Raw genomic sequence first — 23,886 nt, 5'->3', positions numbered from 1 at the left:
TTTAATAATTGAGTGTCAAAATTTTATACAAATGTACAATGCTGCAAAACCTACAATTGTTAAGACTTTATTAAAATGATTGAAGTTTGCACTTATAAATTGAAATGTCAAAAATCATATTTATAAACTTTTATTTTTAGAGTGATTTAATTTTAAAAGTTTTAATATGTAAGCATATTTGTATTTTTTGTTTGTGAATTAAAATGCGTGTTGCATCTTTGAACCAACAAATTAAAACAATACGATTATGTGTGGGATAGTATGTGCCTATGAATTGAAGCAACCAGCTGAGGTCTTAAGACCACAGCTTTTAGAAATGTCAAAAAAAATACGTCACCGTGGCCCAGACTGGAATGGTGTTTATAGCGATGAGAAAGCTATTCTAGCTCACGAGCGTTTATCTATAGTTGACCCTGCATCAGGGAAACAACCTTTATTAAGCCCTGACGGAAAATTAATTCTTGCGGCGAATGGTGAGATTTATAACCATCAGGAATTGCGTAAGCAATTAAAAGGGAAATACGAGTTTAAAACACAATCTGATTGCGAAGTGATCTTAGCACTTTATCAAGAGGAAGGCCCTGGATTTATTGATAAACTGAACGGGATCTTTGCATTTTCATTATACGATTCTGAGAAAGACGAGTATTTTGTAGCTCGTGATCATATGGGTGTAATTCCACTTTATATGGGTTGGGATGAGCACGGTACTTTCTATGTGGCTTCAGAACTGAAAGCTTTAGAAGGAACATGTACTAAAATTAAGTTATTTCCTCCGGGACATTATTTACACAGTGCAGAAGGGGAGTTGAAAAAATGGTACGAGCGTGATTGGATGGAGTATGATGCTGTTAAAGATAATGAGACTAGCATAGAGAAGCTAAGAGATGCTTTAGAAGCAGCAGTGCACCGTCAGTTGATGTCTGATGTGCCTTATGGAGTATTACTTTCAGGAGGTTTAGATTCTTCTATTACTTCTGCAGTAGCAAAGAAATATGCAGAAAAGCGAATAGAGTCTGGAGATACAGATGGAGCGTGGTGGCCAAGATTACACTCTTTCTCTGTAGGTTTAGAAGGTTCACCAGATTTAGCCGCAGCCCAAAAAGTAGCAGATCATATCGGCACGGTACATCACGAGATTAAATTTACAATTCAGGAAGGTCTGGATGCGATTAAAGATGTAATCTATAATCTGGAAACTTACGATATTACTACGATTAGAGCTTCTACTCCTATGTATTTGATGGCTCGTGTAATTAAGTCTATGGGTGTTAAAATGGTTCTTTCCGGAGAAGGTGCAGATGAGGTTTTTGGAGGGTATCTTTATTTTCACAAAGCACCCGATGCTAAAGAATTTCATGAGGAGACTGTACGTAAGCTGAGCAAACTGCATATGTATGATTGTCTAAGAGCAAATAAATCTCTTGCTGCCTGGGGTATTGAAGGTCGCGTTCCATTCTTGGATAAAGAATTTATGGATGTAGCTATGAGTATTAACCCACAAGACAAAATGATCAATGGGGAGCGAATGGAAAAATGGGTGTTGCGTAAAGCATTTGAATCCTATCTTCCTGAGAGTGTTGCTTGGAGACAAAAAGAGCAGTTTTCTGATGGCGTAGGCTATAGCTGGATCGATACTCTAAAAGAAATGGTTAACGAGAAAATTAGCGATGAGCAATTAGCTAACGCTAAATATAAATTCCCTATTCAAACACCAGGTAATAAAGAAGAGTATTACTACAGAAGTATATTTGCTGAGCATTTCCCAAGTGATGCAGCGGCAATGAGTGTTCCTCAGGAAGCATCTGTTGCGTGTAGTACAAAAATTGCATTAGAATGGGATGAGGCGTTTAAGAACATGAACGATCCGTCTGGTAGAGCTGTTGCAAACGTACACAGTGATGCCTATAAAAAGAAAGAATTGGCATAGTCCGGTTTGCATAATTTGTTTAGAAAACGCCTTCTCAAAAAGAAGGCGTTTTTTAGTTTTAATAGCTAATCTCAATTATTCTTTAGAATACTGAAATTTCACTGCTATTTTTCCACAATTTGTTGATAACTTAAGCTGTTTGGCGCGGCTTTTGACACATTATCGCGTAGCCTTTTTTTATATTTGTTAGCTAGTCGTAATGAGGGTTTTTTAACCTGATTTATGGGGTTTAGATTTGAAGCTTTAGCTTGATCTAACTAAATTTTTTCAGATTGAAATTGTAGCTTTTCAGCAAAAAAAAAAGAGGTCTAAGATTACTGATACAATTAGGGGTTTTAGATCGTAAAACAGGAAATTTAACTTAATAAAGATATATGAGCGAAGAAGCCAATAAAAAACAATATTCGGCAGACAGCATTCAGGCGCTGGAAGGAATGGAGCACGTACGTATGCGTCCATCGATGTATATTGGGGATGTAGGAGTGCGTGGTTTGCATCATCTGGTTTATGAGGTTGTTGATAACTCTATAGATGAGGCTATGGCTGGTCACTGTGATGCCATAGATGTGATTATAAATGAAAATAACTCGATCTCTGTAAAAGATAACGGTCGGGGTATTCCGGTAGATTTACATAAGAAAGAAGGTGTTTCTGCACTTCAGGTTGTAATGACCAAAATTGGTGCCGGGGGAAAATTTGATAAAGATTCGTATAAAGTTTCTGGAGGTTTACATGGTGTTGGTGTGAGTTGTGTTAACGCACTTTCAGATCACTTGAGAGCAACAGTTTACCGGGATGGTAAAATTTGGGAGCAGGAGTATGAGAAAGGTAAAGCCATGTACCCTGTCAAGGGAATAGGTGATACAGATGATCGCGGTACTGCGGTAACTTTCTTGCCAGACCCCACCATTTTTCAGCAAACAACAGAATTTAATTACGACACGCTTGCTAGTCGTATGCGTGAGCTTTCATATCTGAATAAAGGAATTACTATCACCTTGATGGATAAACGCCAGAAGGATGATAAGGGAGAATTTCCTGTTGAAACTTTTCATTCTGATGAAGGGTTGAAAGAATTTGTTCGTTTTATGGATGGTAACCGTCAGCCAATCATTAGCGAGGTTATATCTATGGAAGGGGAGAAGAATGATATTCCTGTTGAGGTTGCAATGATCTATAACGACAGTTATGCAGAGAATTTACATTCATACGTGAATAATATCAATACACACGAAGGAGGTACACATCTTGCTGGTTTTAGACGAGGTTTAACGAGTTCGCTTAAAAAGTATGCAGATGCTTCTGGGATGTTAGATAAACTAAAATTTGAGATTGCCGGTGATGACTTTAGAGAAGGTCTTACTGCGATTATTTCTGTGAAAGTTGCAGAACCTCAGTTTGAAGGTCAGACAAAAACAAAACTTGGTAACCGGGAAGTAACTTCCGCTGTTTCGCAGGCGGTTTCTGAAATGGTTGAGATTTATCTGGAGGAGCATCCAGATGATGCAAAAACAATTGTGCAGAAAGTTATACTTGCTGCTCAGGCACGCCACGCTGCTAAGAAAGCACGCGAGATGGTGCAGCGTAAGACGGTGATGAGTATAGGTGGTTTACCTGGAAAATTAGCCGACTGTTCTGAAACAGACCCTAATGCTTGTGAAGTATTTCTAGTAGAGGGTGATTCTGCAGGTGGAACTGCAAAAATGGGTCGTGATCGTAACTTTCAGGCGATTCTTCCGCTTCGCGGAAAAATTCTGAATGTTGAGAAAGCGATGCAACATAAGGTTTTTGAAAACGAAGAGATCAAGAATATTTTTACAGCTTTAGGTGTTACTATAGGTACGGAAGAAGATAGTAAAGCATTAAATCTTTCAAAACTGCGTTATCACAAAATTGTGATTATGTGTGATGCCGATGTAGATGGTAGTCACATTGCTACATTGATTTTAACCTTCTTCTTCCGTTATATGCGTGAGCTGGTTGAAGGGGGTCATGTTTATATAGCTACGCCTCCACTTTACTTACTCAAAAAAGGTAAAAAAATGCGTTATGCCTGGAGTGAGAAAGAGCGTGATGAGTATAATGAGCAAATGGGTGGAAGCGCCGGTGTACAGCGTTATAAGGGTCTTGGTGAGATGAATGCAGAGCAATTGTGGGATACCACAATGAACCCTGAATTTAGAACGCTTCGTCAGGTAACTATAGATAACGGTACAGAAGCAGATCGTATTTTCTCTATGCTGATGGGGGATGAGGTTCCGCCACGTCGAGAATTCATTGAGAAAAATGCAGTTTATGCTAATATTGATGCATAAATTTTGCTAAATAAATTTTTAAAAGCCCGATAATTATTTATCGGGCTTTTTTAATAGTGTAGCCTTGTGTCTTTCAGGGGTTTTGTTATTTTTGAATAAACCAAATCAATCAATTAAATGAAAAAACTACTACTATTTTTAAGTGCAGTTACGCTTTCTGCTAATGCCTTTGCTCAGGACGATGATGGCTTTGAAGCAATCATTGTAGCGGGAGCAGCAGATGCTAATACTTTAATGGGAGCCTATATTGCGCCAGCAATGGAAGGCTTAGTTTATAGCATGTCCGGCGGCTGGTATCATACCGCAAAAACGCATAAAAAGTTAGGTTTTGATATTACTATTGGAGTTAATGCAGCAATTGTGCCTACTGAAAAGGAACTGTTTTCTTTTGCTGATTTAAATTTTGAAAACACCATAACAGCATCTCCGGGAACCACACCTACAGTTGCTGGTAGCGGAAATCCTGCAGAAGTAACGGTTGTTACTCAGGATGGGGATACTGGTACTTTTACCATGCCTGAAGGGATTAAAGATGATTTACCTCTCAACGCAATGCCGGCCCCGACGCTTCAGGCAAGTGTTGGGCTTATTTATGATACCGATTTAATGGTTAGAGCGACCCCAAAATTAGGGAGCGACGATGTAAAAGGTAGCTTATTTGGAGTGGGGTTGAAGCATAATCTAATGCAATACTTAGGTCCTTTAGATAAGCTCCCGCTTAATGTTGCAGTTATGGGGGCATTCACGTCTATGAATGTTGATTATGATATTGAGGACGGATCTTCTGTAGATGGTGTAAATCAGGCTGCAGAATTCAAATTAAACTCTTATACATTTCAAGGTGTAGCCTCGTTAGATTTTCCTTTTATTACTGTGTATGGTGGTTTAGGGTATACCGGAGGTAAGTCTGAATTGAATGTTTTGGGTACTTATAATGTAGATTATAATGGAGGCGCTGACAGGACTACCTTAACAGATCCCATTGCACTTTCTTACAGTCCGTCTAGCGTTAGAGCTTCATTAGGCGCACGTTTAAACCTGGCATTTTTCAAAATTTATGCGGACTATACAGTTCAGGAGTATAATAACTTAAGCGCAGGTATTGCGTTTAGCTTTAGATAAAGACTACTTTTTCAAGTTGCCAGAGCCACTTTTAAGCATATAGCTTATAAGTGGCTTTATTTATACTGTGGAGTTTGAGGAAGCCGAATATAGAGTCTATGATGCAAATCATAACCTAATTTTAAGTGTTAAGAGTCTTAAAAGATTAAATGAAGTCGTAATTTTAAAGCCGCAATCGATAACTTAGTTGTTTTGCCGGTTGTGATAAACTTATTTAATAAATCTTATAAATACATACCCATGAAAGTTACCGTAGTAGGAGCAGGAGCTGTAGGTGCAAGTTGTGCCGAATATATAGCTATGAAAAATTTTGCCTCAGATGTTATTCTTCTTGATATTAAGGAAGGTTATGCTGAAGGTAAAGCGATGGATTTGATGCAAACCGCTTCTTTAAATGCTTTTGATACCCGTATTACCGGTACAACCGGAGATTACTCTAAAACTGCTGGCAGCGATATAGCAGTTATTACAAGTGGTATTCCGCGAAAGCCAGGTATGACCAGAGAAGAGCTTATAGGTATCAACGCAGGTATTGTAAAAGATGTTTCTTCAAATTTAATTAAGCATTCTCCAGACGTTACCATTATTGTAGTGAGTAACCCAATGGATACGATGACTTATTTAGTTCATAAAACTACCGGACTTCCTAAAAATAGGATTATAGGAATGGGGGGCGCTTTAGATAGCGCACGTTTCAAATATCGTTTAGCTGAAGCTTTAGAATGTCCTATTTCTGATGTTGACGGAATGGTTATAGGTGGTCACAGTGATACCGGAATGATTCCTTTAACACGTCTTGCAACTCGTAATAGTGTTCTTGCTTCAGATTTTTTAGCTGAAGATCGTCTAGAGCAAGTGAAAGAAGATACAAAAGTAGGTGGAGCTACACTTACTAAGTTATTAGGCACTTCTGCCTGGTATGCTCCCGGAGCTGCTGTTTCTGGATTGGTGCAGGCAATTGCTTGTGATCAGAAAAAGATGTTCCCTTGCTCTGCTTTATTAGAAGGAGAGTATGATCTAGATGATATTTGTATCGGTGTTCCTGTTATTTTAGGAAAAGGAGGTATTGAGAAAATCGTACCTGTAGATCTTACAGATGCTGAAAAAGCAAAACTTCAGGAGAGTGCTGCTGCGGTGAAGAAAACCAACGGATTGTTAGAGTTGTAATCTGATTTTTATACAGAAAAAGAAAAGCCGCTCAATGAGCGGCTTTTTTTATTCAGTTTGCTTCGAAATATTATCCGCATTTAGAAGAGCCGCAGTCCTTACATGTAAGACAACCTTCCTGATAAATCAATTCTGAAGAATTACAGTTGTCACATTTTTGTTTGCGAGCTACTGTGCCATCTGCAACATATCGTTTTAAAGCACGTGCTACACCATTTTTCCAGGTATTGATTGAAGCGCTATCTAACTGTAAACTGTTAGTTAGTTCGACAGCTTTTTCAATAGGCATTCCGTAGCGAAGTGTGGTAGAGATTAATTTTGCATAATTCCAATACTCTGGATCAAACTTGTGAGAGAGCCCTTCAATAGTGGTTTTATAGCCTCTTTTGTTTTGATATTGAAAATCATAACGAGAGCTTCCGTCATCATTTCGATTTTTAATGATCAGCCCTTTTTCAACCCAGCGGGGTAGTAAAATTCCATCTTCATCATCAGCAATACCGGTAAAGATCTCATAAGGCTTTCCTTCTATAAGTCCTATAAAAGCGATCCATTTTTCCTTATTATTTTGAAAACGTACGATATCTGCCTCTAAGATTTGTGGTCTCTTAGTAGGGAAAGCGGTTAGTGTTTCATTGTCTTCCTCCTCTTTATTCTCCTCATTAGAAATCAAAACTCCAGAGCGTGAGCCATCGCGATAAACGGTGACACCTTTGCAGCCTGCTTGCCAGGCTTCAAGATATAAATCGCCCACAAGCTCCTCGTTTACATCATTAGGCAGGTTGATAGTGACGCTGATGCTGTGATCTACCCATTTTTGTACAGCACCTTGCATGCGTACTTTATTTAACCAGTCAACATCATTGGAAGTTGCTTGATAATACGGAGATTGAGCAACAATTTCATTCAGTTCTTCCTGGCTGTAGTTTTTGTCAGTAGCAATCCCGTTGATTTTCATCCATTCTTTAAAGCGGTGATGAAAAACCACATATTCTTCCCACGAATCTCCTACTTCGTCAACAAAATCTACACGAGCGTCTTTGTCATTAGGATTTACTTTACGACGGCGCTTGTAAACAGGAAGAAACACGGGTTCTATTCCAGAGGTGGTCTGTGTCATTAAGCTCGTCGTTCCGGTAGGGGCGATCGTGAGCAGCGCGATGTTACGACGACCGTATTCCAGCATATCGTAATATAATTTTTCATCTGCTTCTTTCAGTCTCAAAATAAACGGATTTTCTTTCTCGCGTTCTGAGTCGAAAATAGGAAAAGCACCCCGTTCTTTTGCTGCGTAAACCGAAGCTCGATACGCTTCAATGGCGATAGTTTTATGAATTTCTACAGAAAATTCATTCCCTTTTTCGCTTCCGTATTTGATGCCTAAAGCAGCCAGCATATCACCTTCTGCAGTAATGCCTATTCCTGTACGGCGACCTTCCTGAGCTTTCTTTTTGATATTTAACCACAGATTGTGCTCTACATTTTTGACTTCTTCGCTTTCTGGATCGCTTTCTATTTTTGCAAGTATAGCATCTACTTTTTCCAACTCTAAATCGATGATATCATCCATAATACGCTGCGCTTTTGCAACATGTTTTTTAAACAGATCAAAGTTGAAAGAAGCATTTTTAGTAAAAGGTTCTTCAACATATGAAAATAGGTTGATAGCTAATAAGCGACAAGAGTCATAAGGGCACAAGGGGATTTCACCACACGGATTTGTTGAAACCGTTTTGTAACCTAAATCTGCATAACTATCGGGTACAGATTCACGGGAAATCGTGTCCCAGAAAAGAATGCCGGGTTCTGCAGATTTCCAAGCATTATGAACAATTTTTTTCCAAAGTTTTTCAGCTTCGATCTCTTTTTGGTTTAGCGGGTTTTTGCTGAAAATGGGATATTTCTGTGTATATTTTTTTTGATCTTTTACAGCTTGCATAAACCCATCATCAATACGAACTGAAACATTTGCGCCGGTCACTTTGCCTTGCTCCATTTTAGCATCGATAAAATCTTCTGCATCGGGATGATTTATAGAAACTGAAAGCATTAAAGCTCCACGTCTTCCGTCTTGAGCAACCTCACGGGTAGAGTTAGAGTACCGCTCCATAAAAGGGACAAGCCCTGTTGAGGTTAATGCTGAATTTTTTACACCAGAACCTTTAGGTCTTATATGAGAAAGATCGTGACCTACACCTCCACGACGCTTCATAAGTTGAACCTGTTCCTGGTCTATCTTCATAATTCCGCCGTAAGAATCAGAAGCACCATCGTTTCCTATGACAAAACAATTAGATAAAGAGCCTACTTGGTACGGATTGCCAATTCCTGCCATTGGACTACCCTGAGGAACGATATATTTAAAATCTCTAATCAAGTCAAAAACTTCCGCTTCACTCATAGGGTTGGGATAACGCGCTTCTATACGTGCCAACTCTTTTGCAATACGACGGTGCATGTCATCGGGGGTTTTTTCGTAGATATTACCGTCAGAATCCTTAAGAGCATATTTATTGACCCATACGCGGGCTGCAAGGTCGTCTCCTTTAAAATATTTTAGTGAAGCTTTAAAGGCTTCATCTTGTGAATACGTTTGCGAAGCAGGAGCGGTAACTTGTGTAGCCATCGGTTTAATTTTAAAGAATTAGATCTGGTTTTAATGGTGTGAAGGTAGTTGAAAAATAAACACAAAAAAATTTGATGTGCTGTAAAGTTGCTTATAGATAATTTTAAATATCTGAAATTCAAATACTTAAAAATTTATCAACACTTAAAAGTTGAAAAATTTTATAATTTTTATATGAATTTTTTAATTTATGGCATCACCGGTTTTTGGTTAAAATAGTTGCATAAATCTTATAAAAGTGGCTAATTAAATATGAAAAAAATAGTATTTATTTTTCTCATATTAACAAATTTTATGAAACGCTATTTAATTAGTATTTAGTTATTTAATGCGGAAAAAGTGTCGCTAGGTGTTAAATTAAATAGGAGATGGTTTGATTTGTTCAATTCTATAGCCTCCTTTTTAACATATAAGATTAAGTCTGGAACTGTATTAAAAGTAAACTAAACATATGATTTTCAGTAAATTAAAAGGTTAAAGAAATCAAAAAGATATTTATTGGCATTTCTGCATTGAAACCCTATATTTGCACGTTTTACAAAATCGCCTGAAAAAGGTTCGGGAAGAATTAATAAATATTAAAGAGTAATGCAAAATAAAGGACTCATTAGAGTATTTGCGATTTTATTTGGGTTGGTGAGTTTATACCAGCTTTCGTTTACGTACTTCACAAATCAAACAGAAGACAAAGCAGCTGCTTTTGCTGAGCAAAAAGTACCCAATTCTGTTGAGGATTATGTAGACCGAAGAGGTGAAGTTGAGCGTCAATATTTAGACTCTATAGGTAATGATCCTATAGCTTTAGGTATTACGTATAATGATGCAAAAGATAAAGAGCTTAACAAAGGTCTGGATCTTAAAGGAGGTATGAATGCTATTCTTGAAATTTCTGTTGCAGATATTTTGAGAGGTTTGAGTAATAACAGTACAGATCCTGCTTTTAATCAGGCTATAGATCAGGCTGCAGAAGCTCAAAAGGATTCTCAAAATAGCTTTTTAGATGATTTTTTTGATGCTTTTGAGGCTATTCCTGGTGATAATAAATTGGCTTCTCCAGATATTTTTGCGAATACCACTTTAGGAGAGAAGATCAACTTTAATATGACCAATGCAGAGGTAGAACCTATCATAGCTCAGGAAATTGAAGGATCTATCAATTCTGCTTTTGAAGTATTGCGTAATCGTATTGATAAATTTGGTGTTACACAACCTAACATTCAGCGTTTAGACAATCAGTCTCGAATTTTAATTGAGCTTCCCGGAGCTACTGATATAGAGCGTGTAAAATTTCAATTAGAAAGTACTGCTCAATTAGAGTTTTACAAAACGCACTACGCTTCTCAGGTTGCACCTTATTTATTAGAGGTAAACACTGTTTTAAAAGATATTGTTGCTCCTGCTGAAGAGCAAGAGACAACAGCAACTGTTGATTCTACAGATACAGATGATTCTATCGAAGACTTGCTTGCAAGCGAGGAAGATTCAATAAGTCCTGCTGCACAAAATAATCCTTTATTTGAGGTGTTTAGTTTTAACCCAGCTATTCAGCAATATGCTCAGGCTCCAATTGTAGGTTATGCTCAGGTAAAAGATACTGCTACTATTAATGGCTATTTAGGAAAGCCTGAAATTGTAAGGCTTCGTCCACAAGAATTACGTTTTGCAAAATTCAGATGGGGAATTACTGAGGGAGAATCTGATGTTGTTCCACTCTATGCGTTAATGTCAGACCGAAGTGGTTCTGCTGCAATGGATGGTGATGTTGTGCAAGATTCACGTCAACAATATACACAAGCCGGTCAGCCATCTGTAGGTATCGATTTTGAGGGGCAGGGTCCCGGTCAGTGGGCTAAATTAACCGGAGAGGTTGCAAGTGAAGGAAACGCTATTGCAATAGTTCTTGATGGTACGGTTTATTCTGCTGCTACAGCAAAAGCAGAAATTAAAAATGGTGCTACAGAAATTTCAGGTAGTTTCACAGTTGCAGAAGCTCAGGATTTAGCGAATGTATTGAAAGCGGGTAAACTTCCTGCTTCTGCAAAAATTATATCTTATGATGTTGTCGGGCCTTCATTAGGGCAAGAGGCAATTAATAGTGGTTTGATGTCATTTGTGATCGCACTTTTATTGGTGCTGGTATGGATGGTGTTCTATTACGGTAAAGCAGGTCTTTTTGCAGATGTTGCTTTAGCGGTAAACATCTTATTTATATTTGGTATACTTGCGGGTCTTGGAGCTGTACTTACCCTTCCTGGTATTGCAGGTATCGTTCTTACGATAGGTATGTCTGTGGATGCAAACGTGCTGATTTTTGAGCGTATTAAAGAAGAGATTGCAAAAGGAAAGTCTCAAAAAGATGCTATTAAAGACGGCTTCAATAATGCATTGTCGTCTATTCTTGATGCGAACATTACTACGTTCTTAACGGCATTAATATTATTCTTATTCGGTACAGGACCTATTCAAGGTTTTGCAACAACCTTGATGATAGGTATTGGTACGTCATTATTCACAGCAATCTTTGTTACCCGTTTATTTATTGATGGTTATGGTAAAAACGGTAAATCTCTTGCATTCTCTACGGGTGCAACAAAAAATCTGTTTACCAATTTCAACAGAGATTTTCTTGCGAAGAGAAAAGTTGCATATATCATAAGTGGTGTTTTAATAATTATAAGTTTAATCTCCTTATTTACGAACAGTCTTGATCAGGGTGTTGACTTTGTAGGGGGGCGTAATTATACAGTTCGTTTTGAAGCTCCTGTAAATGCAACAGAAGTTGAAAATAAATTGATTGCAGAACTAGAAAGTGCACAAGCAAAAACATACGGTGAAGCAAATCAGTTAAAAATCACCACGAAGTATAGAATTGATGAGGAAGCTTCTGAAGTAGATGATGATATTCAGCAGAAATTATATGCAGCCTTAAAAAGCTATTTACCTGCAGATTTAACTCTTGCGCAGTTTGTAAAAGGTGGTTCTACTGAAGAGAAAGTAGGTATTCTAGAATACAACAAGGTAGGTCCTACTATCGCAGATGACATTAAAAGAGATTCCTTCTGGGCTGTTTTAGGATCATTGGTAGTTGTGTTCTTATACATCTTACTGCGTTTTAGAAGATGGCAATTTTCACTGGGAGCTGTTGTTGCAGTTTTCCATGATGTGTTAATTGTGTTAGGTATTTTCTCGTTGACCTATAAGTTTATGCCATTTAATATGGAAATTGATCAGTCTTTCATCGCTGCGATACTAACCGTTATTGGTTACTCGTTGAATGATACTGTGGTTGTATTTGACCGTATTAGAGAGTTTATGAAGGAGTACGGTACAGATCGCAAGATGGGTGTTATTATCAATCAGGCGATTAACAGCACTATTAGCCGTACCTTAAATACGTCTATGACTACATTGATTGTATTGCTTGCGATCTTCATTTTTGGTGGGGCAAGTATAATGGGCTTTATGTTTGCATTGATTGTAGGGGTTGTAGTAGGTACATACTCTTCGATCTTTATCGCAACACCGGTTATGTTTGATACGATCCAGAAGAAGGCGTTAAAGCCAGAAAAAGTAGAAGAAGAGGAGACTGTAGCGTAATTTTTAGTTAAATTTTAATCTATAAAAAAGGGTCTGATTTTAAAAGCAGACCCTTTTTTATTGGCTTTGCTAAAGGGTTTAATTTCCCGAGGCTTGCCTCTAAATGAAAATTTACTTCTAACGCCTGTCTCGTGGACTTGCTCTGAGGTAGTTTGCGATTAATTATTTTTTAAAAAACAGAGATTTCTGTTTTGGAGGTAAGGAGTTCAAGTACTTTCATTCCGAGTTCAGAATTGCCATTTTTATTTAGTGGAGGGCTCCAAACGGCTATACTGTAATATTTAGGATGTAACGCGACAATGCCTCCGCCTACACCGCTTTTTCCGGGTAAGCCTACAGAGAATGCAAATTCTCCAGATTCGTCGTAAAAACCACAGGTAAGCATCAAGGCATTAATTCGTTTTGCGAGCATAGTATCTAATACTGCCGCTTCTTTACTTAGATCGTATTTACCGTAGTTTAGGAAAATAGTGAATGCCTGAGTCAGCTGCTTACAGTTCATCGCTATAGAACACTGGTGGAAATAAAAGTCCAGTACATCATCTACGTTGTTGTGGATGTTTCCAAAGTCTTTCATCAAATGAGTAAGTGAAGCATTGCGAAATTTATGCATCATTTCTGAAGCTGCTACGTTTTCATCGTAATCGATAGTTTGATCTTCTGCGATGTCGCGTACAAATTGTAAGAGTTCTTCTTTAGGATTTTTTAATTCTGAAATTAGAATGTCTGCAACCACAAGAGCACCTGCATTTATAAACGGATTTCGGGGAATTCCCTTCTCGTATTCAAGCTGTACTAAAGAGTTAAAAGGATCTCCTGAGGGTTCTACGCCTATGCGTTTCCAGACCTCTTTTCCTTTGAGCTTAAGAGCTAGAGAGAGGCTGAGTACTTTTGAGATACTTTGAATTGAAAAACGATCTAGAGCATCTCCTAAGCCGTATCCGCTTCCGTCAGTACATTGTAAATACACTCCAAACTTTGAGGGATCAACTTTTCCGAGTTCGGGGATATAGGTTGCAACTTTTCCGGTATTTTTAAAGGTTACTATTTCCTCTTTAATTTCTTGTAATACCTTGGAGTAATCCATTATCTGCGTTTCCAACTGATTGAATCTCCTTCTTTTATATCCCAAAGTTCAGCAATACCTGCATTGGTTTCTAAAACGTAGGTTACGGGTACTTCAGAAGGAAGGCTGGATTCATCTAAAGGCTTTGCGTTTTCAATTATAGTAGCAATTTTCATTTCTTTTGTAATGAAAAATAAATCCAAAGGAATGTATGTGTTCTTCATATAAAAGCTATGCGGTCTTTCGTTTTTAAAAACAAAAAGCATCGCCTGATTTTGCTCCATAAATTCCCGATACATCAGTCCGGTTTCGGTCTCATAATCAGTATCTACAATTTCTATATTGAAGTAGACTTTCTCTTCGTTCTGCTTAATTATTTGAAGTTTTCCTTCTTGTGTAAAGGCTATTTGTTCCTGCGGAATCTCTGTAGGTTCTGATTCTTGATTTTTACACGAAATAATTGTGCTAAAGCCTAAAGCGAGAAAAACTAGTTTCTTAAACATAATAGATTAATATTGAGGTTCTTTTTTCTGACCCAAGGCGCGTACGATCATAAAAATACCAATTAATATAAACGGAATGCTTAAGATCTGACCGGTATTAAAACCAAAAATCCAATCCTCGCGGCCCTCAACTTGGGCGCGTTTAAAATATTCTACGATAAAACGAACCGTCCATAAAAGCACTAAGAAAAGACCAAACAGGAAGCCTTCTTTTTTACGCAAACCTGTTTTCCAATAGACAAACATTAAAATGAGGAACACAAATATGTAACCGAATGATTCCATTAATTGACCCGGAAAGCGATAGGGAATTTCGGCAATATAATTTGCAAATTGAGGATCATCTGTTAAAGCGCTATATGCTTTATGTTCATTAGGAATACCAGTTAAGCGTTGTACTTCGTATTTGTTGTATTGATCCTGAACAAACTTAATTCCCAAATTTGAGTCGGTAACTTTACCTACCATTTCAGAGTTGAAAAAATTACCAATACGTACAAAGATGGCGCCTAATGAAACCGGCAAAATCACGCGGTCTAAAAGCCAAAGAACACTTTTCTTTAAGATCTTTTTATTGTAAAGATACATTGCAAAGATCATCCCGATAGCTGCACCATGACTTGCTAACCCCTGAAAGCCGGTATATTCAATTTCAGGAACAAAACGAAAAGGTAAAAACACAGAAAGTGGGTCTTGCCAAAGTAATTCTGTCTGATAGAAAAACACATGACCCAGTCGGGCTCCTATTAAAATCGCTAACACCGAATATATAAACAGCGGATCTAGCTTTTCTTCATCAACACCTTCGTTTTTATATACTTTTTTCATCAGGTACCAACCTAATGAAAAAGCAATAACAAACATTAAGCTGTAATAATGAAGGGTGAAAAATCCTAAATCGAGACCCGTTGAAGGGTTCCAGGTCATTTTTAAAGGGAGCATAAGCTGTGTGAATTTTGTGCTGTAAATATAACAAAGCCAAAAGGCTTCTTAATCTTTTTTAGAATTTTTATGTGAGTTTTCACCTTTTATGGGAGGGACGGGATCGTAGCCAGATCCACCCCAAGGATTGCAGCTGGCAATGCGTTTTATAGAGAGCCATGTCCCTTTTATAGGGCCGTGTTTTTCTATCGCCTGTACGCTGTAGTGTGAGCAAGTGGGCTCATACCTGCAAGCAGGTGGTAATAGGGGAGAAATGAATTTCTGATAAATACGAATGGGAAAAATCAGTATTTTTTTTGCTAGACTTTTCACCGTTTTCAGATTTTAAGATAGGGTATACGTTGTTCCTTCTCGACCATCTTTTAGTTGAATTCCCAATTCTAAAAGTTGATCTCTTATCTGATCGCTAGTAGCAAAATCCTTATTGGCTCTAGCTTCTTTTCTAAGCTGGATCAATAGCTCTATCGCTCCATTCAGCTTGTCAGTATTAGCTTCAGCTACTGCATTAACATCTTCAAGACCTAAAATGTCAAAAACAAATGCATGAATACTTTCTTGAAAGAGTTCGAGATCTGCTTGAGATATCTTTGCTTTGCCATCTTTTATCTGATGAATAAACTTTGCTGCCTCAAAAAGTTGAGCGATTAAGATGGGTGAATTAAAATCATCGTTCATCGCATCGTAGCAAGCTTGCTTCCAGCTTGATATATCCAGTGAGCTTATTTCAGAAACAGGGAGCGACTCTAGTAAATTCACGGCTTCCATAAGGCGATTAAACCCTTTTTCGCTAGCTAATAATGCATCATTGCTGAAATCTAAAACACTTCGGTAATGCGCCTGCATGATAAAAAATCGGGCAACGCTAGGGGAGAAGCCTTTAGTTAAAAACGGACTGTCACCCGTAAAGATTTGTGCAGGAAAAATATTGTTTCCGTCACTTTTAGACATTTTCTTTCCATTCAATGTAAGCATATTAGCATGTAGCCAATAATTCACCGGATTTTTACCATTTGAAGCTTCAGACTGTGCGATCTCACACTCGTGATGCGGGAATTTCAAATCCATGCCACCACCGTGAATGTCAAATTGTTCACCGAGATATTTGGTGCTCATTGCTGTACACTCCAGATGCCATCCCGGGAAACCATCCCCCCAAGGTGATGGCCAGCGCATAATGTGCTGGGGTTCGGCTTTTTTCCAAAGAGCAAAATCCTGAGCGTTTTTCTTTTCGCTTTGCGCAGTCAATTCACGCGTATTTGAGATCATATCTTCCAGATTGCGACCACTTAACTTTCCGTACTCATGATTCTCATTAAACTTGAGTACATCAAAATAAACTGAGCCATTTTTCTCATAAGCAAAATCATTATCAATGATCTCTTTAATGATCTCGATTTGCTCAATTATATGACCGGTTGCAGTAGGTTCTATACTGGGAGGAAGACAATTGAATTTTTGTAAAATTGTATGGAAATCTATGGTGTACTGTTGTACAACTTCCATAGGTTCTATTTGTTCTAGGCGTGCTTTTTTTGCAATTTTATCTTCACCTTCATCGGCATCGTCTGTAAGGTGGCCTGCGTCTGTAATGTTTCTTACATAACGTACTTTATATCCTAAATGCTTCAGATATCTAAAGATCATATCAAAAGACATAAAGGTGCGTACATTGCCCAGATGTACATTGCTGTAGACCGTGGGGCCACAAACATACATCCCAACATTTCCGTCCAAAAGAGGTTTAAAAGTTTCTTTTTGACCGCTTAGAGAATTGTAAAGTGTGATGTTTTGCTTTTGGTATAAGGTCGACATAGGTTATTTGTTATGCGTGCTTTAAAGCGTATTATTTATGAAACAAGTCTGAAACTAAAATCCGTAATTAGAATGGGGTGTCAAGTTTAATATAATCCAAAAATTCGCGTCTTACCGCTTCTTCTTTGAATTTACCGCCAAACTCACTGGTTACTGTGCTGCTCTCAATATCGCGAATTCCGCGGCTGTTTACGCATAGATGTTTTGCGTCAATAACACAAGCAACATCCTGTGTGCCTAATACTTTTTGAAGCTCCTGAACTACTTGCATCGTAAGCCGTTCTTGAACCTGAGGTCTTTTTGCATAATAATCTACCACGCGATTCATTTTTGAAAGTCCAACGACACTGCCGTTTGAAATATAAGCAACATGCGCTCTACCTACGATTGGTAATAAGTGATGTTCGCAAGTAGAATAGACCGTAATGTTTTTTTCTACAAGCATCTCACCATACTTGTAATTGTTGTCAAAAGTAGAGGCTTTGGGTTTGCGGGCCGGGTTTAGACCGCCAAAGATTTCATTTACAAACATCTTGGCAACACGGTTAGGAGTGCCTTTTAAACTATCGTCTGTAAGATCTAGTCCTAGTGTTTGCATGATGTGTGAAACATCTTCTTTTATAAGTTCAATCTTCTCAGAATCACTTAATTTAAAAGCATCATCTCTTAGAGGGGTTTCTGCAGATGTACTGTGATGATTATCACCTATTTCATCGATTGCTTTCAATTCTTCGTTCTCAAAATTCATTTTCATAAAGCTATTAGTCGCCGCTTGGGCTAAAGGCTTGCAAAGATAGTTAAATTAACAATTTAAATAGCTTAACAAGTCTATCTCATTTATTGATTTGATTATTATTTTTATCAATAAAAAAAGCCCTCTAAATCAATGACTCAGAAGGCTTTTCAAGTGTGTTGTTTTATTATAACTGAAATGTGAGGGTAGCTAAAATATTTGTGTTTATGTTATCTATAAAAGCAGTGTTTGTAAAAGCTCCTTCGTAAAGAGCGGGGTTTTGTTCTTGTTTTGCCCAGTCATAAGCAATATCAATTCGTGCATTGCCAAGTATGTATCCTAATCCTAAAGAATAGCCTGTCGTGTTACCCAGTGTTTCTTCATTTTTATACGGACTTTCAATAAATCGATATCCACCTCTGAAGCTCCAATCGCCAACTAAAAATTCACCTCCCAATTTGTAGCTTGAAACAGCTTTTAGTTGGTTATTGATTTGATTATTCATTTGCTGAAAAAATGAATCTTCATCAGGAGAGTATTTCATCGAAGCATAATCCTGGTATGAATAATCAAAACTTAAGAAGCCAGAATTGCCGAAGATATAAGCGATGCTACCCGTAGCTTTTCCGGGTGTGCGTAGGTTGTAATCTTCATATATATTTACAACATTAGGGTTTAGTACAACTTCTCCACTTACGTCTGATGTGGCCAAGTATTGCTCAGTTTCTTCTGAGATGGTAAAATAAGTAGGTGTGTCGTATGTAGCACCAACTCTTAGGGAAGGTGATACATGGTAAATACCACCTATTTGAGCAGAAACACCAGAGCCGTATGCTCTATATTCATTGTCAAAACGCAAGCTGCTCACTGCATTATTTATGTTATCAGTATCTTCAAAGAATACAGTATTTCTTGTGAAATTAAATGTATGCGCATTAAGATTTAAGCCTAAATACAAGTTTTCGCTAAATTGACCTGCAGCATTAAATGTGAATTTGCTGTTATTTCCTCGGGTTGTGTACTGATATTCCTGATCAAAAGAATTTCCATTTTGAGCGCTTACATAATCTGTGTTATCAAGATCTGAAGAGACCGGATCAATTAAGTAACCTTGATAACCTAAAAAAGCTTGTTGGGCTGCAAAACTTTCATTTTCACCTAAAAATTGATATAAATCTGCATTAGTCTCGCCAGGTTGTAATTCTAAAAGATCTAAAGGCGTGCCTTGTGCATAACCTAAAAAGTAATCAGCAACAGAGTTATTGCTGACCCCTGAAGCGATGTAAGCATTGTCAAAATCATTGGTTCTGTCATAATTAAAGCCGAATGCGAATTTGCGAATTTTACCAATTCCATTAGAAACAAACACCCCGCCAAATTGATTGAGATCTATATCAGAAGCTTTGTTTACTGTAATGCCGTCATTGTAATAAGTCTGGTTGTCATAAGCTCCAGAAGACAATGTTAGAGCAACTGTGCTGTTATTAAAAATAGCAGATCCTGCAGGGTTATTATTAATGGCAGATATGTCGCCACCCAATGCTCCAAAAGCGCCACCCGCACCACGATATCTTGCGGTACCGGTAATATTCTGTGAACTGTAACGCACTGCGTCTGCTACTGTTTGGGCAGTAAGGTACTGCATACTTAAACCTATAAATAGGAGTATGAATATTTTTTTCATCTTAAAAATAAATAATTGAATTATGTTTTAATTCTATCTGCCGCCACCGCGTCTTGAAGATCCTCCGCTGCTGCGGCTACCCCCACTACTTCGACTACTACCACCGCTAGAGCGAGCGGGTGATGCGCTTCGGGTAGGTGCGCTTCTTGATACAGAACTGCGCGATGAAGAACTGCTTCTTGAATATGTGCTAGATCTGTTTGTCGTTGATGGAGAAGATCTTCTAATAGAACTATTAGAATTAGAACTTCTGCTTATCGTGTTGCTATTGGTTCTGCGTGCTGTAGAATTATAGATAGAATTAGAACTTCTACCTGAAGCTCTATTGCTGTTTGTAGATGAACTTCTGCTGCTTCTTCTAGAAGGATTTACGCCTACATTATTTCTGCTATAGGTACGACTTGTGCGTGCATAATTAACGTCAGAAGATCTGCGAGAGCTGGTTCTAGCAGCGCTTGAGTTTGCTGTTCTGCCTCTTGAATAAGAATTATTAGATCTGCGACTATTAGCATACGCAATTCGGTCGTTATTGTATCTAGAATAGTAGTTGTTTCTGTACGCATTACGGTATCCCCAACCATAATACGTGTTTAGGCCGTAATAACCGTAAAAAGGACTGAATCCAAATCCCCAGCCATTATATGGGTAACCCCATCTTCCGTAGCCCCAGCCGTTGTATGCGTAACCGTAACCCCAATAAGGATTACCCCAGCCATAACCTCCGTAAGGGTTGCCCCAAACGCCAAAACCTCCGTAGCCCCAACCGTTATTCCAGAAGGGTCTTGCGAATCCATATCCCATATTTGGATAAAAATTAGAATAGGAGTTAATTATAACTTCATCGTAGGTGTCTCCCCAGCCCGGTTGAGCATTGTAAGTCAAGCTTTCATTTAAAATAGCTTCATCATTAGTATATTCTGAGTTTGAAGAATATGAATCAATATCGGTAAAAATTTCACCAGATTGTTGAGCAGCATCTAGATCTTCAGCGCCTTGATTGAAATAATTAGCATAAACGCTTCCATTTTCAGTTGATGCAACTTCTTGCTGCTGAACATTATCATTGTATACGCGAGTGCTTCTTCCGTAAATTCCATCATTCATAGCATATTGTGAAGGACCACAAGAAACTAATCCTGCAAGAGCAAGAAGACCAAGTATAGGTTTAATAAATATTTTCTGAGTTATTTTCGAGCCGCGCATATCATCCGTATTTTATTGTTGTACATTGTAAATTTAGTTAGTTTTGCCGTCAATTTTATGCATTTAACAAAGATGTAGCAAAACTTTAAAACACTTATAAAGACACAATATTTGTGCCAAATAAATATATATGGGAAAGAATTTAACCACTCGAGCAGAAGATTATTCAAAATGGTATAACGAACTCGTTGTTAAAGCTGATCTTGCTGAGAATTCAGGAGTTAGGGGTTGTATGGTGATCAAGCCTTACGGCTATGCAATATGGGAAAAAATGCAGGCAGAACTAGATCGTATGTTTAAAGATACGGGGCATGAGAATGCGTATTTTCCATTATTTATACCAAAATCATACTTCAGTAAAGAGGCAAGTCATGTGGATGGTTTCGCAAAAGAATGTGCAGTAGTTACTCATTATAGATTGAAAAATGATGAAGATGGAAGTATTATTGTAGATCCTGATGCAAAGTTAGAAGAGGAATTAATTGTTCGTCCAACTTCAGAAACAATTATATGGGATACCTACCGAAAATGGATTCAATCGTACCGTGATCTCCCTATAAAAGTAAACCAATGGGCAAATGTTGTGCGCTGGGAGATGCGTACGCGTTTATTTTTACGTACCGCAGAATTTCTTTGGCAAGAAGGTCATACTGCTCATGCGACTCAAGAAGAAGCTCTTGAAGAAGCGCAACAAATGATGCGTGTTTATGCTGACTTTGCTGAAAACTTTATGGGTATGCCGGTTATTAGAGGTACAAAAACCGAAAGTGAACGTTTTGCCGGAGCTTTAGAAACCTATTGTATAGAGGCTTTAATGCAAGACGGTAAAGCGCTTCAGGCTGGTACTTCTCACTTTTTGGGTCAGAATTTCGCAAAAGCCTTTGATGTTAAATTTGCGACTAAAGAAGGCTCGCAAGAACATGTTTGGGCAACTAGTTGGGGAGTTTCTACACGTTTGATGGGAGCTTTAGTGATGACTCATAGTGATGATAACGGTTTGGTTTTACCTCCAAAACTGGCTCCAATACAAGTTGTAATCGTCCCTATATATAGAGGAGAAGAGCAGTTAGATGCTATTTCTCAAGTAGCAAAAGAGTTAAAGCGTGAATTGCAGCTATTAGGTGTTAGTGTGAAATTTGATGATAGAGATACGCATAAGCCGGGATGGAAGTTTAACGAGTATGAATTGAAAGGTGTACCGTTGCGTATAGCTATAGGTCCTAGAGATCTTGAAAAGCGTACTGTTGAATTGGCTCGTAGAGATACCTTGACTAAAGAGACGGTTTCTAAAGATGATATTGTGGCTCGTGTGCAAGATTTACTGGTTGAGATGCAAAAAGCTTTATATGATAAGGCAAAGAATTTTAGAGATACACATATCACAGAGGTAGAAACTTATGATGAATTCAAAGATATTTTAGAAAATAAAACAGGTTTTGTAAGTGCTTTTTGGGATGGCAGTAAAGAGACGGAAGAGCGTATTAAAACAGAAACTAAAGCTACTATACGTTGTATTTCTTTGAATTACAAAGAAGAAGAAGGTGTGTGTATTTATAGTGGAAAGCCTGCTAAAATGCGTGTACTTTTTGCTAAAGCATATTAATTTAAAAAAAGTTTGTTTTGCTATTGTGTGATAATAAAATATGTGTATTTTTGCATCCGCAATTGAGCGAAATACCGGTCCGTTCGTCTAGGGGTTAGGACGCCAGGTTTTCATCCTGGTAACAGGGGTTCGATTCCCCTACGGACTACAAAGGTTGGTTATGCACCTTAAAAGCATAAATATTTGACATAATGGCCCGTTCGTCTATCGGCTAGGACGCCAGGTTTTCATCCTGGTAAGAGGGGTTCGATTCCCCTACGGGCTACAATTTAAAACAGAACAAGATAATGGCAAATCATAAGTCATCTTTAAAGAGAATAAGAAACAGTGAAGTTAAGCGTTTAAGAAATCGCTACCAAAGTAGAACTACGCGTAATGCAATGAAGAAATTGCGTGAAGCTGATAAGAAAGAAGCAGAGACTTTGTTTCCTTCTGTGGTTTCTATGATTGATAAGTTAGCTAAAAATAATATCATTCATGATAACAAAGCTTCTAACTTAAAATCTCAGCTTGCTAAGCACGTAAACGCGCTTTAATAAGTTCGTTTTAAAAATATTTTAAAACTCCCACGTGAATCACGTGGGAGTTTTTTTGTTGATACTAAGTTTGCGTTTTATTGGATCAAGCGTGAATATCGCGGTTGGGGAAATAGAAATAGATCATTTTAACCAGAAACCTCCCTATGAACTTTATTTAAAGCCAACCGGTAGTTATGTTGTTAATGAAATCTTAAATTTAAGCTTTGCGAAAGCTGTTTTCATACACTCTTCATACACTATCCTAGGCTTTGCCTGGGGGATGCCTAGGAGTTGATATACTTTTGACCCGTTTTAACCCGTCTTAAAATAGCTGTACAGATTAATAAATAAATCCTGTTATAGCTATACGAAGCTAATTTTTAATCCTAAATAAACTATACAGCCACAACTTGAGGATTAAAATCTCTTTTATAGTTTTTCCATCTTTTGTTTAAGCTACCAGATTTAAGATGAGCTTGTTTTGGAGTTAGGTAATCACAACTCGAATGAGGTCTTAGTTCATTATAATTCTTGATACTTTTTGCTATTAGAGTTATAATGTTCTCAAAGCCTAATGGACTTGAGTATAGATTGAATTCTCATTTGATAATACTATTTATTCTTTTGGCTAGTGTGTTTTTGTAAGGATCTCCATTCTCAGTCGTGCTAATTGCAATGTTATTTTTTGGTAATAAATCAACGTATATATGAGGGCCATATTGAGGCTTTCTTTCGGAGTGACTCTCACTGTCTTGATATTGTTATAATTTTAGAATCTCTAATCGTTATTTGGCTTTTTCGATTGCTATAACAATTGTATGCTTCTGTAAATTATTAAATTTTTACGCTAGAGGTGAAATCCCGCATCCAAGGGTCTAAGGTTACTTTATCTAATCCGTAAATACGATTAGCTTCTTTTCGAGGGAGTTCATTTTTAACTTCTTTGATAACTTTTTCGATCAAATGCTTGTCATAGCGACTCTGCTTGTTTTCCCGACTGTCATAAACTTTTTGTTCTTTACTTTTCGTAAGCTTTTGTTTAGTGTATAGCTGTTTTAGGGCAAG

At 37.8% G+C, this 23,886-nt stretch carries 17 protein-coding genes and 2 tRNA genes; 9 read left to right on the top strand and 10 right to left on the bottom strand.

From position 1 onward, the window contains the following. The first annotated feature begins 247 nt into the window (after positions 1-247). The 4 genes from asnB (at position 248) to DSM03_RS13185 (ending at position 6,534) form a co-directional block, all read left to right on the top strand. Complete coding sequence (gene asnB, locus DSM03_RS13200; protein WP_128762236.1) at positions 248-1,930, top strand: asparagine synthase B; 1,683 nt, start codon at positions 248-250, stop codon at positions 1,928-1,930. A 374-nt stretch (positions 1,931-2,304) separates the two neighbouring features. Then, a complete protein-coding gene (gene gyrB / locus DSM03_RS13195) occupies positions 2,305-4,245 on the top strand; it encodes a DNA topoisomerase (ATP-hydrolyzing) subunit B (protein ID WP_128762235.1) in 1,941 nt (646 codons plus the stop codon). A 117-nt stretch (positions 4,246-4,362) separates the two neighbouring features. Further along, entirely contained in the window at positions 4,363-5,367 is a 1,005-nt protein-coding gene (locus DSM03_RS13190) for a DUF6588 family protein (protein WP_128762234.1), read from the top strand. A 240-nt stretch (positions 5,368-5,607) separates the two neighbouring features. Beyond that, a complete protein-coding gene (locus tag DSM03_RS13185; protein WP_128762233.1) occupies positions 5,608-6,534 on the top strand; it encodes a malate dehydrogenase in 927 nt (308 codons plus the stop codon). Positions 6,535-6,604: 70 nt separating this feature from the next. Here the strand turns inward: DSM03_RS13185 and DSM03_RS13180 are convergent, their stop codons facing one another. After that, positions 6,605-9,160: an adenosylcobalamin-dependent ribonucleoside-diphosphate reductase gene (locus tag DSM03_RS13180; RefSeq protein ID WP_128762232.1), complete on the bottom strand. Its 2,556-nt coding sequence runs from the start codon at positions 9,158-9,160 to the stop codon at positions 6,605-6,607. A gap of 588 nt (positions 9,161-9,748) precedes the next feature. Here DSM03_RS13180 and secDF point away from each other — a divergent pair. After that, positions 9,749-12,757: a protein translocase subunit SecDF gene (gene secDF, locus DSM03_RS13175; protein ID WP_128762231.1), complete on the top strand. Its 3,009-nt coding sequence runs from the start codon at positions 9,749-9,751 to the stop codon at positions 12,755-12,757. A gap of 169 nt (positions 12,758-12,926) precedes the next feature. Here the strand turns inward: secDF and DSM03_RS13170 are convergent, their stop codons facing one another. The 8 genes from DSM03_RS13170 to DSM03_RS13135 all read right to left on the bottom strand — a co-directional run bounded on the left by DSM03_RS13170 (position 12,927) and on the right by DSM03_RS13135 (position 20,700). Continuing rightward, positions 12,927-13,844 carry a glutaminase gene (locus DSM03_RS13170; protein ID WP_128762230.1) on the bottom strand — a complete coding sequence of 306 codons (918 nt, stop codon included), beginning with the start codon at positions 13,842-13,844 and terminating at the stop codon, positions 12,927-12,929. Beyond that, positions 13,844-14,326, bottom strand: coding sequence for a DUF192 domain-containing protein (locus DSM03_RS13165; protein WP_128762229.1), 483 nt, complete (start codon positions 14,324-14,326; stop codon positions 13,844-13,846). The genes DSM03_RS13170 and DSM03_RS13165 overlap by 1 nt, the downstream gene beginning before the upstream one ends. A 6-nt stretch (positions 14,327-14,332) precedes the next feature. After that, entirely contained in the window at positions 14,333-15,268 is a 936-nt protein-coding gene (gene lgt / locus DSM03_RS13160; RefSeq protein WP_128762228.1) for a prolipoprotein diacylglyceryl transferase, read from the bottom strand. A gap of 48 nt (positions 15,269-15,316) precedes the next feature. After that, positions 15,317-15,580, bottom strand: a complete 264-nt coding sequence (gene yidD, locus DSM03_RS13155; protein ID WP_128762227.1) for a membrane protein insertion efficiency factor YidD — start codon at positions 15,578-15,580, stop codon at positions 15,317-15,319. Between the two features lie 12 nt (positions 15,581-15,592). After that, positions 15,593-17,080 carry a cysteine--tRNA ligase gene (gene cysS / locus DSM03_RS13150; protein WP_128762226.1) on the bottom strand — a complete coding sequence of 496 codons (1,488 nt, stop codon included), beginning with the start codon at positions 17,078-17,080 and terminating at the stop codon, positions 15,593-15,595. Between the two features lie 67 nt (positions 17,081-17,147). Then, a complete protein-coding gene (gene folE, locus DSM03_RS13145; protein ID WP_420813143.1) occupies positions 17,148-17,828 on the bottom strand; it encodes a GTP cyclohydrolase I FolE in 681 nt (226 codons plus the stop codon). Positions 17,829-18,000: 172 nt separating this feature from the next. Further along, positions 18,001-19,497 (bottom strand): OmpP1/FadL family transporter, encoded by a 1,497-nt coding sequence (locus DSM03_RS13140; RefSeq protein WP_236638902.1) that lies wholly within the window; start codon positions 19,495-19,497, stop codon positions 18,001-18,003. A gap of 33 nt (positions 19,498-19,530) precedes the next feature. Beyond that, positions 19,531-20,700, bottom strand: coding sequence for a hypothetical protein (locus tag DSM03_RS13135; RefSeq protein WP_128762224.1), 1,170 nt, complete (start codon positions 20,698-20,700; stop codon positions 19,531-19,533). Between the two features lie 130 nt (positions 20,701-20,830). On the opposite strand from DSM03_RS13135, the gene proS reads away from it, so the two are divergent. The 4 genes from proS (at position 20,831) to rpsT (ending at position 22,839) form a co-directional block, all read left to right on the top strand. After that, the gene (gene proS / locus DSM03_RS13130) at positions 20,831-22,303 is read left to right on the top strand and encodes a proline--tRNA ligase (RefSeq protein ID WP_128762223.1); all 1,473 of its coding nucleotides are present in this window, start codon (positions 20,831-20,833) and stop codon (positions 22,301-22,303) included. Positions 22,304-22,379: 76 nt separating this feature from the next. Further along, positions 22,380-22,451: transfer RNA gene (locus tag DSM03_RS13125), tRNA-Glu, on the top strand. Between the two features lie 45 nt (positions 22,452-22,496). Further along, positions 22,497-22,568: transfer RNA gene (locus DSM03_RS13120), tRNA-Glu, on the top strand. A gap of 22 nt (positions 22,569-22,590) precedes the next feature. Further along, positions 22,591-22,839, top strand: coding sequence for a 30S ribosomal protein S20 (gene rpsT, locus DSM03_RS13115; RefSeq protein ID WP_128762222.1), 249 nt, complete (start codon positions 22,591-22,593; stop codon positions 22,837-22,839). Between the two features lie 377 nt (positions 22,840-23,216). On the opposite strand, the gene DSM03_RS19350 is transcribed toward rpsT, so the two are convergent. Next, a complete protein-coding gene (locus DSM03_RS19350) occupies positions 23,217-23,369 on the bottom strand; it encodes a hypothetical protein (protein ID WP_476703243.1) in 153 nt (50 codons plus the stop codon). Positions 23,370-23,886 lie beyond the last annotated feature (517 nt).

The organism is Leeuwenhoekiella aestuarii (assembly GCF_004104055.1).
GTDB lineage: Bacteria > Bacteroidota > Bacteroidia > Flavobacteriales > Flavobacteriaceae > Leeuwenhoekiella > Leeuwenhoekiella aestuarii.
Note: the sequence above shows the minus strand (reverse complement) of the source record. Positions and strands in the feature narration are given on the sequence as shown.

What these genes read in the sequence shown, in the direction of transcription:
- asnB (WP_128762236.1), top strand. Translation starts at nt 248, where the DNA reads ATGTGTGGGATAGTATGTGCCTATGAATTGAAGCAACCAGCTGAGGTC.
- gyrB (WP_128762235.1), top strand. Translation starts at nt 2,305, where the DNA reads ATGAGCGAAGAAGCCAATAAAAAACAATATTCGGCAGACAGCATTCAG.
- DSM03_RS13190 (WP_128762234.1), top strand. Translation starts at nt 4,363, where the DNA reads ATGAAAAAACTACTACTATTTTTAAGTGCAGTTACGCTTTCTGCTAAT.
- DSM03_RS13185 (WP_128762233.1), top strand. Translation starts at nt 5,608, where the DNA reads ATGAAAGTTACCGTAGTAGGAGCAGGAGCTGTAGGTGCAAGTTGTGCC.
- DSM03_RS13180 (WP_128762232.1), bottom strand. Translation starts at nt 9,160, where the DNA reads ATGGCTACACAAGTTACCGCTCCTGCTTCGCAAACGTATTCACAAGAT.
- secDF (WP_128762231.1), top strand. Translation starts at nt 9,749, where the DNA reads ATGCAAAATAAAGGACTCATTAGAGTATTTGCGATTTTATTTGGGTTG.
- DSM03_RS13170 (WP_128762230.1), bottom strand. Translation starts at nt 13,844, where the DNA reads ATGGATTACTCCAAGGTATTACAAGAAATTAAAGAGGAAATAGTAACC.
- DSM03_RS13165 (WP_128762229.1), bottom strand. Translation starts at nt 14,326, where the DNA reads ATGTTTAAGAAACTAGTTTTTCTCGCTTTAGGCTTTAGCACAATTATT.
- lgt (WP_128762228.1), bottom strand. Translation starts at nt 15,268, where the DNA reads ATGCTCCCTTTAAAAATGACCTGGAACCCTTCAACGGGTCTCGATTTA.
- cysS (WP_128762226.1), bottom strand. Translation starts at nt 17,080, where the DNA reads ATGTCGACCTTATACCAAAAGCAAAACATCACACTTTACAATTCTCTA.
- folE (WP_420813143.1), bottom strand. Translation starts at nt 17,828, where the DNA reads ATGAATTTTGAGAACGAAGAATTGAAAGCAATCGATGAAATAGGTGAT.
- DSM03_RS13140 (WP_236638902.1), bottom strand. Translation starts at nt 19,497, where the DNA reads ATGAAAAAAATATTCATACTCCTATTTATAGGTTTAAGTATGCAGTAC.
- DSM03_RS13135 (WP_128762224.1), bottom strand. Translation starts at nt 20,700, where the DNA reads ATGCGCGGCTCGAAAATAACTCAGAAAATATTTATTAAACCTATACTT.
- proS (WP_128762223.1), top strand. Translation starts at nt 20,831, where the DNA reads ATGGGAAAGAATTTAACCACTCGAGCAGAAGATTATTCAAAATGGTAT.
- rpsT (WP_128762222.1), top strand. Translation starts at nt 22,591, where the DNA reads ATGGCAAATCATAAGTCATCTTTAAAGAGAATAAGAAACAGTGAAGTT.